Source organism: Pseudomonas mucoides, from assembly GCF_015461845.1.
In the GTDB taxonomy this organism is placed as follows: Bacteria; Pseudomonadota; Gammaproteobacteria; order Pseudomonadales; family Pseudomonadaceae; genus Aquipseudomonas; species Aquipseudomonas mucoides.
Genome location: NZ_JACOPW010000009.1, coordinates 61286 through 78981 on the forward strand (window position 1 = coordinate 61286; position 17696 = coordinate 78981).

Annotated in this window: 15 protein-coding genes; 12 read left to right on the forward strand and 3 right to left on the reverse strand. The window is 60.7% G+C overall.

Translation table 11 applies throughout. The annotated features are described in order from the left end of the window. Positions 1-169: 169 nt before the first annotated feature. From H8F22_RS27765 to H8F22_RS27775, 3 genes are all read right to left on the reverse strand, one after another. On the reverse strand, positions 170-541 hold the full coding sequence (locus H8F22_RS27765; protein ID WP_027921891.1) for a translation initiation factor Sui1: 372 nt from the start codon (positions 539-541) through the stop codon (positions 170-172). A gap of 177 nt (positions 542-718) precedes the next feature. Beyond that, complete coding sequence (locus H8F22_RS27770) at positions 719-1276, reverse strand: NUDIX hydrolase (protein ID WP_027921892.1); 558 nt, start codon at positions 1274-1276, stop codon at positions 719-721. A 3-nt stretch (positions 1277-1279) separates the two neighbouring features. Continuing rightward, complete coding sequence (locus H8F22_RS27775; protein WP_027921893.1) at positions 1280-2347, reverse strand: DUF2333 family protein; 1068 nt, start codon at positions 2345-2347, stop codon at positions 1280-1282. A gap of 286 nt (positions 2348-2633) precedes the next feature. On the opposite strand from H8F22_RS27775, the gene H8F22_RS27780 reads away from it, so the two are divergent. From H8F22_RS27780 to purD, 12 genes are all read left to right on the forward strand, one after another. After that, the gene (locus tag H8F22_RS27780) at positions 2634-4304 is read left to right on the forward strand and encodes a response regulator (RefSeq protein WP_027921894.1); all 1671 of its coding nucleotides are present in this window, start codon (positions 2634-2636) and stop codon (positions 4302-4304) included. 955 nt (positions 4305-5259) lie between these two features. Further along, positions 5260-6303, forward strand: a complete 1044-nt coding sequence (locus tag H8F22_RS33215) for a methyl-accepting chemotaxis protein (protein WP_371258933.1) — start codon at positions 5260-5262, stop codon at positions 6301-6303. 164 nt (positions 6304-6467) lie between these two features. Beyond that, on the forward strand, positions 6468-8219 hold the full coding sequence (locus H8F22_RS27790) for a protein-disulfide reductase DsbD (protein WP_027921896.1): 1752 nt from the start codon (positions 6468-6470) through the stop codon (positions 8217-8219). A gap of 131 nt (positions 8220-8350) precedes the next feature. Then, a complete protein-coding gene (gene aroQ / locus H8F22_RS27795; RefSeq protein WP_027921897.1) occupies positions 8351-8806 on the forward strand; it encodes a type II 3-dehydroquinate dehydratase in 456 nt (151 codons plus the stop codon). Between the two features lie 24 nt (positions 8807-8830). Beyond that, the gene (gene accB / locus H8F22_RS27800; protein ID WP_027921898.1) at positions 8831-9295 is read left to right on the forward strand and encodes an acetyl-CoA carboxylase biotin carboxyl carrier protein; all 465 of its coding nucleotides are present in this window, start codon (positions 8831-8833) and stop codon (positions 9293-9295) included. Positions 9296-9312: 17 nt separating this feature from the next. Further along, entirely contained in the window at positions 9313-10671 is a 1359-nt protein-coding gene (accC, locus tag H8F22_RS27805; RefSeq protein ID WP_027921899.1) for an acetyl-CoA carboxylase biotin carboxylase subunit, read from the forward strand. Between the two features lie 200 nt (positions 10672-10871). Continuing rightward, complete coding sequence (prmA, locus tag H8F22_RS27810; protein WP_194940950.1) at positions 10872-11750, forward strand: 50S ribosomal protein L11 methyltransferase; 879 nt, start codon at positions 10872-10874, stop codon at positions 11748-11750. Between the two features lie 30 nt (positions 11751-11780). Beyond that, on the forward strand, positions 11781-12998 hold the full coding sequence (locus H8F22_RS27815) for a DUF3426 domain-containing protein (protein ID WP_027921901.1): 1218 nt from the start codon (positions 11781-11783) through the stop codon (positions 12996-12998). Between the two features lie 185 nt (positions 12999-13183). Beyond that, positions 13184-14194 (forward strand): tRNA dihydrouridine synthase DusB, encoded by a 1011-nt coding sequence (gene dusB / locus H8F22_RS27820; protein WP_027921902.1) that lies wholly within the window; start codon positions 13184-13186, stop codon positions 14192-14194. Then, positions 14191-14511 (forward strand): DNA-binding transcriptional regulator Fis, encoded by a 321-nt coding sequence (fis, locus tag H8F22_RS27825; RefSeq protein WP_007907419.1) that lies wholly within the window; start codon positions 14191-14193, stop codon positions 14509-14511. Before dusB ends, fis begins: the two co-directional genes overlap by 4 nt. An 81-nt stretch (positions 14512-14592) precedes the next feature. Then, positions 14593-16200 carry a bifunctional phosphoribosylaminoimidazolecarboxamide formyltransferase/IMP cyclohydrolase gene (purH, locus tag H8F22_RS27830; RefSeq protein ID WP_027921903.1) on the forward strand — a complete coding sequence of 536 codons (1608 nt, stop codon included), beginning with the start codon at positions 14593-14595 and terminating at the stop codon, positions 16198-16200. A gap of 156 nt (positions 16201-16356) precedes the next feature. Continuing rightward, on the forward strand, positions 16357-17652 hold the full coding sequence (gene purD, locus H8F22_RS27835) for a phosphoribosylamine--glycine ligase (protein ID WP_027921904.1): 1296 nt from the start codon (positions 16357-16359) through the stop codon (positions 17650-17652). The last annotated feature ends 44 nt before the right edge of the window (positions 17653-17696 follow it).

Genomic DNA, 17696 nt, shown 5'->3' on the forward strand with positions numbered 1-17696 from the left:
GCAGTCTAAAGAATGAAAATGACGATTAGCCTGCATGCAAGGGCGATAGACCTCACATTCAGGTTTGAGTTTAGAAACCAGTCAGAACAGGCTCTGTGAAAACCATGTAGACGACGCCAGACCCGTTTTCAGGACTGGATCAAGCCGAGGGTGGTTTTCACAGAGGCTGCTAGCCGCCGGACTTCTTCGCTTTGAAACCGAGTTTGATCAGCTCGCCCAAGAGTAGCTCGACATGATCGCCCTGGATTTCAATGATCCCGTCTTTCAACGCTCCGCCTGTGCCACAACGTTTTTTCAACGTGGTGGCCAGTTCCTTGAGCGCGTCTTCGGCCAACGGCACGCCGGTGATGGTGGTCACCGTCTTGCCGCCACGGCCCTTGCTTTCGCGACGCACGCGAGCGATGCCGTCGCCGGCCGGGATAACGGTCTGTTTGCAGATACAGGCGTCCACCGGTTTACTGCAATCCGGGCAATGACGACCTGCGTCGGTGGAAAATACCAGGCCACCAAGGGCGGCGAAGGATGCGGCTTTTTTGGCCACCGGCAATCCTCTTGGGAGGACAAAGACTGGTCGCGGCAACCTGGGCAGGAGCCATCGACCGCGAAGCCCCACTCAGGCAGGGGCAGCGCTACTGAACCAGACGTGCGGGTTCAGCTTGAAAAGGTCGCGCAGTGTAACGGCAAAAAGCCGACTTGCTAAGAGCCAATCGGCGCCAATTTACAGCTCTTTTGCGACGCCATCCCGTTGCGCGCGCAGATAGCGCTTCAACGCCGCCAGAGAGTCCGGGCAATAAGGCTTTTGCTGGATTTCCAGCATGACCTGATCGATGGGCATAAAGCACGCTTCAAGCACCTCTTCGGGCTGCAGAATCAACGGCCCGTCCCAGACCGCCGAAAACGCCGAACACCAGAGCCGGTTGCCGGTGTCTTCAAAGAAGAAGTGATCGTGGGCGGTCAGTTCCACACCGCTCACGCCCAGCTCTTCTTCCAGCTCGCGGGCAGCTGACTCGGCGTAGGTTTCGCTGGCGAGCACCATGCCCCCTGCCGCCACATCCCAGTACCCCGGATAAATGGCTTTGCTCAAGGTTCGGCGGTGCACACAGAGATCACCGGCCGAATTGAACAGCATGATGTAGGTGCCGCGCCCGATCAGCCCACGCTCGCGCAAATCGGAACGGACCAGGGCGCCAAGCAGGTTGTCCTGCTCGTCGACCCAGGCGATCTGTTCGGCATCCGAGGCCGCGCGATGGGCGGCCTCTTTGGCGTTATCAACCATGACTCAGCCTTGATTGAGCAATTGACGCAGATCGATCACTGCAGCGTTGGCCCGGGAAATATAGTTGGCCATAACCAGCGAGTGGTTAGCCAGTACACCGAAGCCGCTGCCGTTGAGGATCATCGGGCTCCAGACCGGCTCCTGCGATGCTTCCAGCTCACGGATGATCTGGCGCACGCTGACCGTGGCGTTTTTCTTGGCCAATACGTCGGCGAAGTCGACTTCGATGGCGCGCAGCAGGTGAGACAGTGCCCAGGCCTGACCGCGAGCCTCGTAGAACACATTGTCGATCTGCATCCACGGCGTCTCGACGATTTCTTCGTCCACCTGTGGCACTTGCCCTGGCGTCAGGACTTCGGTTTTCAGCGAAGTGTTGAGTTTGACCCGACCGACGCTGGCCGACAGGCGTTGCGACAGCGAACCCAGGCGGGTGCCGACGTCACCGAGCCAGTTGTTCAGGTTGTCGGCGCGGGCATAGAACAGGGCGCTTTTCTGGTTAGGATCGGACAACCGCGCCTGATAGCGGCTCAGCGAATTGATGCCTTCCTGATACTCGGACTCACTGGAAGGCAGCACCCAGCTCTTGTTGTCGAAGTTGAAACGCGGTTCGGCCTTGGCCAGGTCGGCGTCTTCGGCCGATTGCGACTGGGAGCGGGCGAAGTCTTTACGCAGTGCACGGCTCAGGTCGCGAACCTGGACCAGCACGCCATATTCCCAGCTTGGCATGTTGTCCATCCACAGGCCCGGCGGGAAACGGTCGTTGGAAATGTAGCCACCCGGTTTGGTCAGCAACGTACCGGCGACGGTCTTGAGGGTTTCCACTGTGGTGTAGCCGACGACCATCTGCTTGCCTTCTTTCTCGGCAGCGATCTGGGCATTTTGCTGGACCGGGAACAGCGCGGGCTCCTCGCTCCAATACCAACCCAGGGCAATCGCCACCAGCAGGTAAAGGCCGATCAAGGTGGCCAGCGCCCGGCTGAACAGCAGGCCGCCGATATAACTGCGGGTGGCCGACTTCGGTTCAGCGGCACGTTCAGGGGCACTGCCCGCGCGGTTCTTCCAGTCCAGCATGGCGATATCCTTTCAATCACTTGAGTTCATCGGTTCGACCACAACCCTACGCCATCGTGCCTCGTTTTGCCGCGTATTAATCGGCGCGCTGCTGTGAGCCAGGATTGCATCGTCGAGGCGCCACTATAAAGGAAGCACACGCCTTGAGCCTATCCGACCAGCCGGTCACAAACTGAATGACGCCGCATTACAGATTATTGACGTACGACACTCGTGCAATTGCAAAGAGGTGCTAGCATAGAGCCACCAGTCGATCTCAGCTTTTACCCTAACTAGTAGTCAGGATATGACCGAGCCAGAAGACCCCAGCCGTGAGCGCCTCAAGCACCACTTTGCCCAGCGGGTAATTCATCAGGCACGTCAAATTCTTGAGATCTGGCAGCGCCTGCAACGCAGTGAGTGGTCCATCACCGACTTATCGGAACTGAGCGAGGCGAACCTGCGCCTGTTGCGGTTTGCCGAGCGCTTCGAACAACCGGAACACACTCAACTGGCGCGCCACATCGGCCAGTCGCTGGAGGCTGTCGACGCCAATCGCGGACGCCTGAGCAGCGGGCTGATCACCGACCTCAATCGCTTGATGCAGCGCCTGTCGCGTACCGGCCTGCGGCATGGCGATCAGTACGAACAAACCTTCCTGCCGCCGTTGCGCAAGCCGATCTACGTGATGCTGCAGGATCACGACCGCGCTGAGCGCCTGGCCAAGCAACTGGAATTTTTCGGGCTCAGCGCCCAATCCCTCGACAGCGTTGCCGCGTTCCGCGCCTCGATGGTCGAGCGTTTGCCCGCTGCAATCGTCATGGACGTGGACTTCAGTGGCCCCGGTATCGGCCTGAAACTGGCCGCCGAAGCCCAGGAAGGTCTCGATCATCGCCTGCCGCTGTTGTTCTTCAGCCTGCACGAAACCGACACCCCAACCCGTCTGGCCGCCGTGCGCGCCGGCGGCCAGGAGTTTCTCACCGGCACCCTGGAGGCTTCGAGCCTGCTGGAGAAAATCGAAGTCCTGACCTGCGTCGCCCAGTACGAACCTTATAAAGTGCTGATCATTGACGACTCCCGCGCCCAGGCCCTGCACACCGAGCGCCTGCTCAATAGCGCCGGGATCGTCACGCGCACGTTGATCGATCCGATTCAGGCCATGGCCGAACTCTCGGACTTTCAGCCTGACCTGATCATCCTCGACATGTACATGCCGACCTGCACCGGTACGGAACTGGCCAAGGTGATCCGTCACAACGACCGTTACGTCAGCGTCCCGATCATTTACCTGTCGGCCGAAGACGATCTGGACAAGCAGCTCGACGCGATGAGCGAAGGCGGCGACGACTTCCTGACCAAACCGATCAAGCCGCGCCACCTGATCACCACCGTGCGCAACCGCGCGGCGCGGGCACGCAATCTGAAAGCCCGGATGGTCCGCGACAGCCTGACCGGCTTGTACAACCACACGCACATTTTGCAATTGCTTGAAGACTGCAGTTTCCGCTCCCGCCGTGAGAACAAGCCGCTGAGCTTTGCGATGCTCGACATCGACCACTTCAAACGGGTCAACGATAGCCACGGGCATCCTATGGGCGACCGGGTGATCAAGAGCCTGGCGCTGTTCCTGAAGCAACGCCTGCGCAAGACCGACTTCATCGGCCGCTATGGCGGTGAAGAATTCGCAATCGTCATGCCTGACACCGACCTCGCATCGGCTTATGCCGTGCTGGATGAAATTCGTCAGCGCTTTGCCGAAATCCACTATCCGGCGCAGCCTCAAGACCTGTGGTGCACGTTCAGTGCCGGCGTGGTGGAGTTGTGCGAGCACTCCGACAGCCTGATGATGGCCAGCCAGGCAGACGAGGCGCTGTACCGCGCCAAGGACGCCGGACGAAATCGTGTTCAGGCGGCGCGAACGTCACAGCAAAGTGCCACTTTTTCATCAGAATCCACCGATTCGGTCATAACCCTGTAACACAAACGCAATAAATTCAGGCGCTTACCATTCTGCCGTTGGTAGACCCGCTATGCGCCTGAAGCTGCTGACCAATCTCAACACCCTCCTTTTAGTCGCTGTGTGCTTGGCCCTTGGCGCCACGCTGTGGTGGTCGCAAAAGGCCTTGGAGCGCCCCTATCTGTTGATGGAGCGTTACCTGGGGCTGTCCCAGCAATTTCAGAATGAAGTCGCGCGCAATATCGAGGACTACCTCGCCAGTGGCGATGCCCTGCGCCTGAGCAGCGCCAGCCAGGCGATTGATGTCTTGCAAAAAGATCTGGCCGAGCTGCCACCGGCACTGGCCGAGACCTTGCGCCCGAGCCTGTCGACGCTGGATGAGTTCAGCAAAACCGACCTGTTGGCCGCCGGCAAACTCGCGGGCGACCCGCAGGCATTGCTGCTGCAAGCCGAGCGCGAACTCGGCGCCAGTCTTGACCAGCTCAACCAGTACGCCAGCGCAAACGCGGCTTACCTGACGCCGCTGCTCGCCGCTTCTCAACATCTGGGCAAACTCTCTCTGGCCCGGGACAAACTGGTCAGCAGCGGCCGCAGCGAACTGGCCGCCGACGTCGAGCGTGAAGTGGCCAGCATCCGTGCTCAGGCGGAACTGCTGGCCAGCTTGCCGTTGCTCGGCGTAGCCGCCAAGACAGAATCCAGCACCGATGATTTCGCCTCGATGATGGGGTTGGAGAACAACGAGAAAGCCGCCGCGGAAGACGCTGGTGTCGGCCTCAAGCGTGAACTCAACAGCCTGCTCACACGCTACCCGGCCGAGCTGTCGCGCACCCGTGATCAGATCCAGAAACGCACCGACCTCAGTGCCGCCACACACCTGAAAATCGCCGCCGTGCAGCAAGCGATTGCCGGACTCGAACCGGTGGTCCGCGCGCAGCACGGGCAGATTCAGGGCGAAGTGCGCTTGATGCAGGGTGTGATGATCGGGCTGATCCTGCTGATCGCACTGCTCATCGATACCCTGCAACGACGGCTGGCCCGAACCCTGACCAACCTGGCGCCAGCCCTGTCCACCTGGGCCGAAGGCGACTTCAGCCGCGACATCGAGCTGGGCAATACCAATCGCGAATTGCATGACATCCAGGCGTCGCTCAATCGCTTGCGCGCCTACCTGGTGGATCTGGTCGGGACCATTCGTCTCAACGCCGAGCAGGTCGCCGGCAGCAGCCGAACCCTGGCCGACCTGAGTAACGACCTGCACAGCGGTGCCGAACATCAAGCCGGCGACACCGCCCTGATCCGCGATTCCCTTGGTGAACTGGAGGCGACCATTCAACAAGTCGCCGGCGATGCCAGCCAGGCCGCGGATGCCAGTCGCCATGCTGGCCTGGCGGTGGAACACGGTCAGAAAGTCATTGGCCTGAGCCTGACCGGCCTGCATGCGCTGGTGGGTGAAGTGCAGGGCAACGCGCAGATGATCGAGCACCTGGCGGAAGAGTCGGCGACCATCGGCGGCGTGCTGACAGTAATCCGCTCGATTGCCGACCAGACCAACCTGCTGGCCCTGAACGCCGCCATCGAAGCGGCCCGCGCTGGCGAGATGGGGCGCGGGTTTGCGGTGGTGGCGGAAGAGGTTCGCTCACTGGCGCAACGCACCGCAGGCGCGACAGCAGAGATCCAGACACTGATTGCCGGCCTGCAAACCGCCGCGCGTCAGTCGGTAGAGGGCATGCGCGCGCAGGTCGAACACGCCGAAGCCACGGCCAGTCAGGCGCAGGCGGCAGATGGTGCGCTGGATAAAATCGTCGGCGCGATCCAGACCATTGCCGACACGGCTGTGCGCATCGCCGATGTCACCGCCCAGCAGAGTGGCGCGGTCAGCGAGATTCGCGATCACAGTGAGCGCATCCATCAATTGGGTGGGGATAACTTGCTGCGCATTGGTGAAGGGCGTGAGCAAGGGGAGAATCTGTTGGTGCTGGGCGGGCGGCTGCGTACCGCCGTTCAGGCTTTCCGCGTCTGATAGACCCCTTTCGCGAGCAAGTTCGCTCCCTCAGGGATATGCGTTCCCCCTGTGGGAGCGAGCTTGCTCGCGATGGCGTCGGTACAACCACCACCGAACGCCCCGCCCTGCACACCCGCGCGCCGTCCGCTATCATGCCCCCAATTCCGATACGCGAGATTGTCATGCGCCGTTTGCTCTGCCTGCTGCTTTTAGTGCTCGCCCTGCCGGCCACCGCCGCCGGGTTGCTGGACACCCGACCCAGCTCCACCCTGGGCTCGATCAACAACAGCGCCGACTTCCTGCCGGTGCGCGAAGCCTTTCAACTGAGCCTGGTAGACAGCACGCCGCAATCGATCAAGCTGCGTTTCGTCGCCACCGAAGGCTATTACCTCTATCGCCATCGTTTCCAGTTTCGGGCTGACCCGGCCGAGGTAACGCTGGGCGTCGCCCAACTGCCCAAGGGCGAACAGAAGCACGACGAGTACTTCGGCGATGTCGAGGTGTATCACGGGATCATCGAGGTGGAACTGCCGCGCACCGATCAGCGCGCCTTCACGCTGGCCGTAACCTATCAGGGTTGCGCCGACAAAGGCCTGTGCTATCCGCCGGAAACCGAACGCCTGAGCATTAATGGCATCGGTGCTCCTGATCAGGCCCCGACGCAAAACTGGGGATGGCGTGAACTCGCGCTGTTTTTCCTCGCCGGCCTGGGTCTGACGTTCACGCCTTGCGTATTGCCGATGCTGCCCATTCTTTCCGGTGTGGTGTTGCGCGGTCAGGTCGGTGGTTTGCGCGGTTTCAATCTGTCTTTGGCCTACGTGCTGCCGATGGCCGCCTGCTTTGCCCTGCTGGGTGCACTGATGGGCCTGTTCGGCGCACAACTCAATCTTCAGGCGCGCCTGCAATCGGCCTGGGTGCTGGTGCCGTTCGCGACGTTTTTTGCGGTATTTGCCCTGGCCATGTTCGGCGTATTCGAACTCAAGCTGCCGCACGCCATCAGCAGTCGCCTGGATCGCATTGCCGGGCGCACGGAAGGCGGTTCGCTGTGGGGCGCCGCGGTGCTGGGCGTGGTGTCGAGCCTGCTGGTTTCGCCCTGCGTTTCGGCGCCGCTGGCCGGTGCGCTGCTGTACATCAGCGCCAGTGGCGATGCATTGGGCGGCGGTTTGAAGCTGTTCATGCTTGGCCTCGGCATGGGCGCGCCGCTGTTGCTGGTGGCTACCGGTGGCGCGGCCTGGCTGCCGAAAAGCGGGCCATGGCTGGTCTATGTGAAAAACGCGATTGGCGTGTTGTTACTGGGATTGGCGATCGGCCTGCTCAGCCGCGTACTGCCGGGCCAGATCACCTTGCTGCTGATCGGTTTGCTGGCCGGTGGTGTCGGCTTGTTCATGGGCGCGCTGGAGTTCGTCTACAAACCCCCTCGAAAACGCCTTGGCCAGTTGCTCGGGATGTTCCTGCTGTTTTACGCATTGGCCTGCTGGTTCGGGGCGTTCAGCGGACAGACCGATCCATTCAACCCCATCGGCCAATCGCGTGCGATTGCAGGTAACGCGCCTGCGCAAAACGCCGGTACCTGGCAAACCATCAACACGCCCTCAGAACTGGATCGCGTGCTCGCCGATGCTCAATCCTCCGGCACCCCGCTGTTGCTCGACTGGTACGCCGACTGGTGCATCAGTTGCAAAGTCATCGAACACGAAGTGCTCAACGACGCCAACGTCATCGAACGCCTGCAAGGCTATCGACTGGTTCGTTTCGATATCACCGCCAGCAATGCCGAACAACGCGCCCTGCTCGACCGTTACAAACTGTTCGGTCCTCCGGCCCTGATGTTTTTCGGCAAGGACGGTGTTGAGCGTGCCGATGTGCGAGTGATCGGCGAGATCAACGCCAAGGACTTCGCCGAACGTGTTGCGAAGGCAAATGACCGGATTTAATCAGCCGGTCACATATTTCGCGCAAACATCGGCTATCGTGCTGGCTATTGCATAGAACTGGACAGTCACAAAGGCTTTGCGGCATAGTCGCCGGGTTCTGACACTTGCACACAGATAACAAGGAACAGCAGATGGCGACCCTATTGGTGCTGCACGGCCCCAACCTGAACTTGCTCGGCACCCGTGAACCGGGCACCTATGGCGCTACGACACTGGCGCAGATCAACCAGGACCTGGAACGCCGCGCCCGTGAAGCCGGCCATCATCTGCTGCACCTGCAAAGCAACGCCGAGTACGAATTGATCGACCGCATTCACGCCGCTCGTGGCGAGGGTGTGGACTTCATTCTGATCAATCCAGCAGCTTTTACACACACAAGTGTCGCATTACGTGACGCGCTGCTGGCGGTGAGCATCCCATTCATCGAAGTGCATTTGTCTAACGTGCACAAACGCGAACCTTTCCGCCATCACTCTTACTTCTCCGACGTAGCGGTGGGAGTGATCTGCGGCCTTGGCGCCAGCGGTTATCGACTGGCCCTGGAGGCCGCCCTGGAACAGCTTGAACCACAAGCTATACGCCCCTGACCGACCCTTGGGAGTTGATGATTCATGGATATCCGTAAAGTTAAGAAACTGATCGAACTGCTGGAAGAGTCCGGCATCGACGAGCTCGAGATCAAGGAAGGCGAAGAGTCCGTACGTATCAGCCGTCATAGCAAGACGCCGGCTCAGCAATACTACGCACCTGCTCCAATGCAGCACGCTCCGGCACCTGCGCCTGTTGCTGCTGCTCCGGCTGCCGCCGCTGCACCTGCTGCACCGTCCGCACCTGTCCTGAACGGCACCGTAGCCCGTTCGCCGATGGTCGGCACCTTCTATCGCAAATCTTCGCCATCCTCGCCTTCGTTCGTTGAAGTTGGCCAGACCGTGAAGAAAGGCGACACCCTGTGCATCGTCGAAGCCATGAAGATGATGAACCACATCGAAGCTGAAACCAGCGGTGTGATCGAATCCATCCTCGTCGAAGACGGCCAGCCGGTTGAGTACGACCAACCGCTGTTCACCATCGTTTGAACCGCGGAGAAACTTTGATGACTGCGAAGTTGGAAAAAGTTCTGATCGCCAACCGCGGTGAGATTGCCCTGCGGATCCTGCGTGCCTGCAAAGAGATGGGCATCAAGACTGTCGCCGTTTACTCCAAGGCTGACAAAGAGCTGATGCACCTGGGCCTGGCAGACGAATCCGTCTGCATCGGTCCGGCCTCGGCCGCGCACTCTTACCTGCACATCCCGGCAATCATCGCCGCAGCTGAAGTGACCGGCGCTACTGCCATTCACCCAGGCTACGGTTTCCTTGCGGAAAACGCTGATTTCGCTGAACAGGTCGAGAACTCCGGCTTCGCCTTCATTGGCCCGAAAGCCGACACCATTCGCCTGATGGGCGACAAGGTATCGGCCAAGCACGCCATGATCGCTGCGGGCGTTCCAACCGTTCCGGGTTCCGACGGCCCGCTGCCTGAAGACGAAGAAACCGCTCTGCGCATCGGTCGCGAAGTCGGTTATCCGGTGATCATCAAGGCCGCTGGCGGCGGCGGTGGTCGCGGCATGCGCGTTGTGCATAAAGAAGAAGACCTGATCTCCTTTGCAAAACTGACCCGCACCGAAGCTGGCGCGGCGTTCGGCAACCCGATGGTCTATCTGGAAAAATTCCTGACCAACCCACGCCACGTGGAAGTCCAGGTACTTTCCGACGGCCAGGGTCACGCCATCCATCTGGGCGACCGCGACTGCTCGCTGCAACGTCGTCACCAGAAGGTTCTCGAAGAAGCGCCGGCACCGGGCATCGACGAGAAAGCACGCCAGGAAGTCCTCGCTCGCTGCGTCAAGGCGTGCATCGACATCGGCTACCGCGGCGCCGGTACCTTCGAGTTCCTTTACGAGAACGGCCACTTCTACTTCATCGAGATGAACACTCGTGTCCAGGTAGAGCACCCGGTTTCGGAAATGGTCACCGGCATCGACATCGTCAAGGAGATGCTCAGCATCGCCGCTGGCAACAAGCTGTCGTACACCCAGGACGACGTGGTGATCCGCGGTCACGCCCTGGAATGCCGTATCAACGCCGAAGACCCGAAAACCTTCATGCCGAGCCCAGGCACGGTCAAGCATTTCCACGCACCAGGCGGCAACGGCGTTCGCGTCGATTCGCACCTGTACAGTGGTTATGCCGTTCCGCCGAACTACGATTCGTTGATCGGCAAGCTGATCACCTACGGCGCAACCCGTGACGAAGCCATGGCGCGCATGCGCAATGCACTGGACGAAATCGTTGTCGACGGGATCAAGACCAACATCCCGCTGCACCGCGACCTGGTCCGTGATGAAGGCTTCTGCAAAGGGGGCGTGAACATTCACTACCTCGAGCACAAGCTGGCAGGCGAGAAGCACTAAGCTTCGACCCGATCAACAAAGCCGCCTTCGGGCGGCTTTGTTGTTTCTGGGTATTTCTTATGAGCTGCTACAGGGGCGCGTTGCACATGGCTTCTGCGTTTGGAGCCACCCCACTCCCACAAAACCTCCGCGCTCGCGTAAACTTGCGCGCTTCTCGCAGCCCGCTAGGCTGCAATCAATATTTTTCAAAGGTGCCCGCCATGCCTTGGCTGCAAGTCCGTCTCGCCATCAGCCCAGAACAAGCCGAAACCTACGAAGACGCTTTCCTTGAAGTGGGCGCCGTGTCGGTGACCTTCATGGACGCCGAAGATCAGCCGATCTTCGAGCCAGAACTCAACACCACGCCGCTGTGGTCGCACACGCACCTGCTGGCCCTGTTCGAGGGCGGCACCGAAGCCGCCAGCGTATTGGCCCACCTTGAGCTGCTGACCGGCAGCCCGCTGCCCGAGCATCACAGCGAAGTGATCGAAGACCAGGATTGGGAACGCAGCTGGATGGACGGCTTCCAGTCGATGCGTTTCGGTCAGCGCCTGTGGATCGTCCCGAGCTGGCACGCCGCACCCGAGCCTGACGCCGTGAATCTGCTGCTGGACCCGGGCCTGGCGTTCGGCACCGGCACCCACCCCACCACCGCGCTGTGTCTGGAATGGCTCGACGGTCAGGACCTGAAAGACTGCAACGTGCTCGACTTTGGCTGCGGTTCGGGGATTCTGGCGATTGCCGCCTTGCTGCTAGGCGCCAAGGAAGCCGTCGGCACCGACATCGACGTGCAGGCCCTGGAAGCCTCTCGCGACAATGCCGGGCGCAACAACATCGACGAAGCGCTGTTCCCGCTGTACCTGCCTGAAGACCTGCCACAGGTGAAGGCCGACGTACTGGTCGCCAACATCCTCGCCGGCCCGCTGGTTTCTCTGGCACCGCAACTGTCCAGCCTGGTCAAGCCGGGTGGTCGCCTGGCGCTGTCCGGGATCCTTGCAGAACAAGGCGAAGACGTTGCCGCCGCCTACGCTCAAGACTTCGATCTGGACCCGATTGCCAATCGCGATGGCTGGGTGCGCATCACCGGCCGTCGGCGCTAGAATGAACGCCTGCATAAACCGGATCGCCGCATGACCGACAGCTTCGTCACCCAGTGCCCGCATTGCCAAACCAGCTTCCGCGTCAGCCATGCTCAGTTGAGCGTGGCACGCGGAGTGGTTCGTTGCGGCTCGTGCTTGCAAGTGTTCAACGCGGCCAAGCAGCTGCTTGAGCAACGGGCCGACAAGGAAGCCGTCAAACCGGTAACCCCGGCCATTGTTGAGCCACCAGCGCCACGCGCGATCAGCCAAAAGCAGTGGACGGCCTCCGAACTGGATCTGGACAGCCTGGACCTGGACGAAGAACTCGCCCGGCTCGAACAGCGGGAGATCCAGCCGACCAAGGAGTTTGGCCGGCACCGCGAAGACGGCCTCAGCGCCCGGCGCGACTCTAGCGAGCACGACGAAGAACAGTGGTCCGACAGCCTCTTCAGCGAATCGGCCGCCGACCGCGCCCAACCGGTAGAGACCGAACACCCGGAAACAGCCCCCGAACCGGACAACCACGAACGCACCGAGCCTTCGTTTTCGCTGGAACCGGTTGATCTCGATGATGAACCCCAGGTGCCCCATCTGCGCCTGCACGACCCTCTCGACGCCCCGCTCAACCATGAACGCCTGTCGGCAACCGAGGCACTCGACGACGACCTGCCGTCGATCGAACCGCTGCGCAAACGTCGCGAGCGCAGCGAGCCGGGCGTGCGCGCCGAGGTATTGCAAGACCTGACCGATGACCCACTGCAACTGGACTGGCAAAAACGTCGCTCCCCCTGGGGCCGACGCTTGTTCTGGATGCTGCTGGTCTTGCTCGGCGCTGCGGCGCTGGCCGGCCAATACATTGCATACCATTTCGACGAATTGGCCCGCCAGGACCAGTACCGCCCCTGGTTCCAGCAGCTGTGCCCGCAACTCGGCTGCACGGTGCCATCCAAAGTCGACATTGCAAAAATCAAAAGCAGCAACCTGGTGGTCCGCAGCCATCCGGAGTTCAGTGGCGCGCTGGTGGTCGATGCGATTATCTACAACCGCGCGCCGTTCTCGCAGCCCTTCCCGCTGCTGGAGCTGCGCTTTGCCGACCTCAATGGCCACTTGATCGCCAGCCGTCGCTTCAAACCCGGCGAGTACCTCAACGGCGACCTCGAAGGCATGGCGGAAATGCCACCGCAAACGCCGATCCACATCGCGCTGGATATTCTCGACCCGGGCGCCAAAGCGGTGAACTACAGCCTGAGCTTCCACTCCCCCGAGTGAAACGCTTCACCGCTACAAGCCTGGCGGCAGATTTCTGACTGGGACCGTCCGTACCAAACTGCTGGCAATAACAGAATAACTGTTCAGATTTTGTTCAATTCAGCCTTTATCCAGTCATCGAGAGCGGGTATCATGCCAACCCTTTTTCGAACTCTAATGATCCGGCCCCACAACAGGGAAGTCCTATGTCGGCGGTACGCATCGGTCCATACACATTGCAAAACGGCTTGATTCTCGCCCCGATGGCGGGAGTCACCGACCAACCCTTTCGTCAGCTGTGCAAGCGATTGGGTGCGGGGCTGGTTGTCTCGGAAATGGTCACCAGCGACATGAGTTTATGGAACACCCGCAAGTCGCGGATGCGCATGATCCACGAAGGTGATCCCGAGCCACGCTCGGTCCAGATCGCCGGTGGTGATGCACAGATGCTGGCGGACGCGGCCCGGGCCAACGTCGAGCTGGGTGCGCAGATTATTGATATCAACATGGGCTGCCCGGCGAAGAAGGTCTGCAACAAGGCTGCCGGTTCTGCGTTGTTGAAGGATGAAGCATTGGTCACCGAGATCCTGCAGGCCGTCGTGGCTGCGGTTGATGTGCCGGTGACCCTGAAGATCCGTACCGGCTGGGACCGGGACAACAAGAATGGTTTGACGGTGGCGAAGATCGCCGAGCAGGCAGGCATTACGGCGTTGGCGGTCCATGGCCGCACCCGTGCCGACCTCTACACCGGTGAAGCCGAGTACGACACCATTGCCGCGATCAAGCAGGCGGTGTCGATGCCGGTCTTTGCCAACGGCGATATCGATTCACCAGAAAAAGCCCGGTACGTGTTGGACGCGACCGGTGCCGATGGCTTGTTGGTAGGCCGGGCAGCCCAAGGGCGGCCATGGATTTTTCGCGAGATCGACCATTTCCTGCGTACCGGCGAGAAACTCCCGGCGCTGGAATTGATCGAGGTGGAACGCATTCTGCTAGAGCATCTGGCTGCCCTGCACGTCTTCTATGGCGATGTCATGGGTGTCCGGATCGCTCGAAAGCATGTGGGCTGGTATCTCGCAACCTTGCCGGGCGCCAGGGAGTTTCGCGCCCACTTCAATCGTTTGGAAGATACGGAAGCACAATGCGCCAACGTTCAGGGCTTCTTCGCCGAACGTTACAAGAGCCTGACAGGGGACGGAGAAGGGGTGGCCGCATGACGATGATGACCGAGACTTTAGTGAGTGGAACAACACCCGTGAGCGACAACGTGAATTTGAAACAGCACCTCAATACGCCCAGCGAAGAAGGTCAGACCCTTCGCGGGAGTGTCGAGAAGGCGCTGCACAATTATTTCGCCCACCTTGAGGGCGCTGCCGTCACGGATGTGTACAACCTGGTGCTCTCCGAAGTCGAGGCTCCCCTGCTCGAGTGCGTGATGAACTACGTCAAGGGCAACCAGACGAAGGCCAGCGAGCTGCTCGGACTCAACCGGGGCACGCTGCGCAAGAAACTCAAGCAGTACGATTTGCTGTAAGCATTCAATCAAACCAGAAAGGCGCCCGCGTAAAAACGGTCGCCTTTTTTGCTGACTCCTTTGCTTTTGATGGAAATTGAAATGACCGACCAGACTACCCGCCTGCCGATCCGCCGCGCCTTGATCAGCGTTTCCGACAAGACCGGGATCCTCGAATTCGCCAAAGAGCTTGAAGCCCTGGGCGTCGAGATCCTCTCTACCGGCGGGACGTTCAAGCTGCTGCGTGACAACGGTGTTGCCGCAGTGGAAGTCGCGGATTACACCGGTTTCGCAGAAATGATGGACGGTCGGGTGAAAACCCTGCACCCGAAAATCCACGGCGGGATCCTCGGTCGTCGCGGTATCGACGACGCGATCATGAACGAGCACGGCATCAAGCCGATCGATCTGGTCGCGGTCAACCTGTACCCGTTCGAAGCCACCATTAACAAGCCAGGCTGCGACCTGCCGACCGCCATCGAGAACATCGACATTGGCGGCCCGACCATGGTCCGTTCCGCGGCCAAGAACCACAAAGACGTGGCCATCGTGGTCAATGCCAGCGATTACGCCAGCGTCCTCGAAGGCCTCAAGGCCGGCGGCCTGACCTACGCTCAGCGTTTCGACCTGATGCTCAAGGCGTTCGAACACACCGCCGCCTACGACGGCATGATCGCCAACTACATGGGCACCGTGAACCAGGCCGCTGACACCCTCAGCACCGAAGGTCGCAGCGAATTCCCGCGCACCTTCAACAGCCAGTTCGTCAAGGCTCAGGAAATGCGCTACGGCGAGAACCCGCACCAGAGCGCGGCGTTCTACGTGGAAGCCAAGCCTGCCGAAGTCGGCATCGCCACCGCGACCCAGCTGCAAGGCAAAGAACTGTCGTACAACAACGTGGCCGACACCGACGCCGCGCTGGAATGCGTGAAGAGCTTCGTCAAGCCGGCCTGCGTGATCGTCAAGCACGCCAACCCGTGCGGCGTGGCCGTGAGCCCGGACGCCGAAGGCGGCATCCGCCAGGCCTACGAACTGGCTTACGCCACCGACACCGAATCGGCGTTCGGCGGCATTATCGCCTTCAACCGCGAACTGGATGCCGAAACGGCCAAAGCCATCGTCGAGCGTCAGTTCGTCGAGGTGATCATTGCCCCGTCCGTCAGCGAAGAAGCCCGCGCCATCGTTGCAGCCAAAGCCAACGTGCGCCTGCTGGCCTGCGGCGAATGGTCGGCTGATCGCGCCGCTGCCTGGGATTACAAACGCGTCAACGGTGGCCTGCTGGTGCAGAGCCGCGACATCGGCATGATCAGTGCCGACGACCTGAAAGTCGTGACCAAACGCGCCCCGACCGAACAGGAAATCAATGACCTGATCTTCGCCTGGAAAGTCGCCAAGTACGTGAAGTCCAACGCCATCGTCTACGCCAAGAACCGTCAGACCATCGGTGTCGGCGCGGGTCAGATGAGCCGTGTGAACTCGGCGCGTATCGCTGCGATCAAGGCGGAACATGCTGGCCTGCAGGTAGCCGGTTCGGTAATGGCTTCCGACGCATTCTTCCCGTTCCGCGACGGTCTGGACAACGCCGCCAAGGCGGGCGTGACTGCCGTGATTCAACCGGGCGGTTCGATGCGTGATGCTGAAGTGATTGCTGCGGCCGACGAAGCCGGCATTGCCATGGTCTTCACCGGCATGCGCCACTTCCGTCACTGATTCAACTCGATCCAAATGTGGGAGCTGGCTTGCCAGCGATAGCATCCCCTCGGTCTAACTGATGAACCGAGTCGCCTGCATCGCTGGCAAGCCAGCTCCCACAGAAAAGCAGCTCCAACGCTGCCCACAGAATTTGCGTCATCCGAGGTTTTTGAAATGAATGTTTTGATCATTGGCAGCGGTGGCCGTGAACACGCACTGGCCTGGAAAGTGGCTCAGGATCCGCGTGTGCAGAAAGTGTTCGTGGCCCCTGGCAACGCCGGTACCGCCATCGAAGCCAAATGCGAAAACGTCGCCATCGACGTGTTGGCTCTCGAACAGCTGGCAGACTTTGCCGAGAAAAACGTTTCCCTGACCATCGTCGGCCCGGAAGTGCCCCTGGTGGCTGGCGTCGTCGATCTGTTCCGCTCCCGCGGCCTGGATTGCTTCGGTCCGACCGCTGGCGCTGCCCAGCTGGAAGGTTCGAAAGCCTTCACCAAGGACTTCCTCGCTCGCCACAAAATCCCGACTGCCGATTACCAGAACTTCACCGAGATCGAGCCAGCCCTGGCTTATCTGCGTGAAAAAGGCGCGCCGATCGTGATCAAGGCCGATGGCCTGGCCGCCGGTAAAGGTGTGATCGTTGCCATGACCCTGGCCGAAGCCGAAGACGCCGTGCGCGACATGCTCGCGGGCAACGCGTTTGGCGATGCGGGTTCGCGCGTAGTGATCGAAGAATTCCTGGACGGCGAAGAAGCCAGCTTCATCGTCATGGTCGACGGCAAGAATGTGCTGCCAATGGCCACCAGCCAGGACCACAAGCGCGTCGGCGACGGCGACACCGGCCCGAACACCGGTGGCATGGGCGCTTACTCCCCTGCCCCGGTCGTGACTGCCCAAGTGCACCAGCGGGTCATGGACCTGGTGATCTGGCCGACCGTTCGCGGCATGGCCGAGGAAGGCAACGTCTACACTGGCTTCCTGTACGCCGGCCTGATGATCGACAAGGCTGGTAACCCAAAAGTCATCGAATTCAACTGCCGTTTCGGCGATCCTGAGACCCAACCGGTGATGCTGCGTCTGCAGTCGAGCCTGGTATTGCTGGTCGAAGCGGCTCTGGCGCAAGCGCTGGACAAGGTCGAAGCGCAATGGGATCCACGTCCGAGCGTCGGCATCGTGTTGGCCGCTGGCGGTTATCCGGGTGACTACGCCAAAGGCGTGGCCATCAACGGTCTGGATGCAGCCGCCGCACTGGAAGGCAAAGTCTTCCACGCCGGTACTGCACTCAAGGACGGTCAAGTGGTCACGGCCGGTGGTCGGGTGCTCTGCGCCACGGCCATGGGCGCCAGCGTCGATGAGGCTCAGCAGCAAGCTTACAAACTGGCGGCAAAAATTGACTGGGAAGGCTGTTTCTATCGCAAGGACATTGGCTACCGTGCCATTGCCCGTGAACGTGGCGAAAGCCAGGAGTAAGGCCATTCATTCGGCCGGGCAAGGGCCGCTGGTCCTTGCCCCAC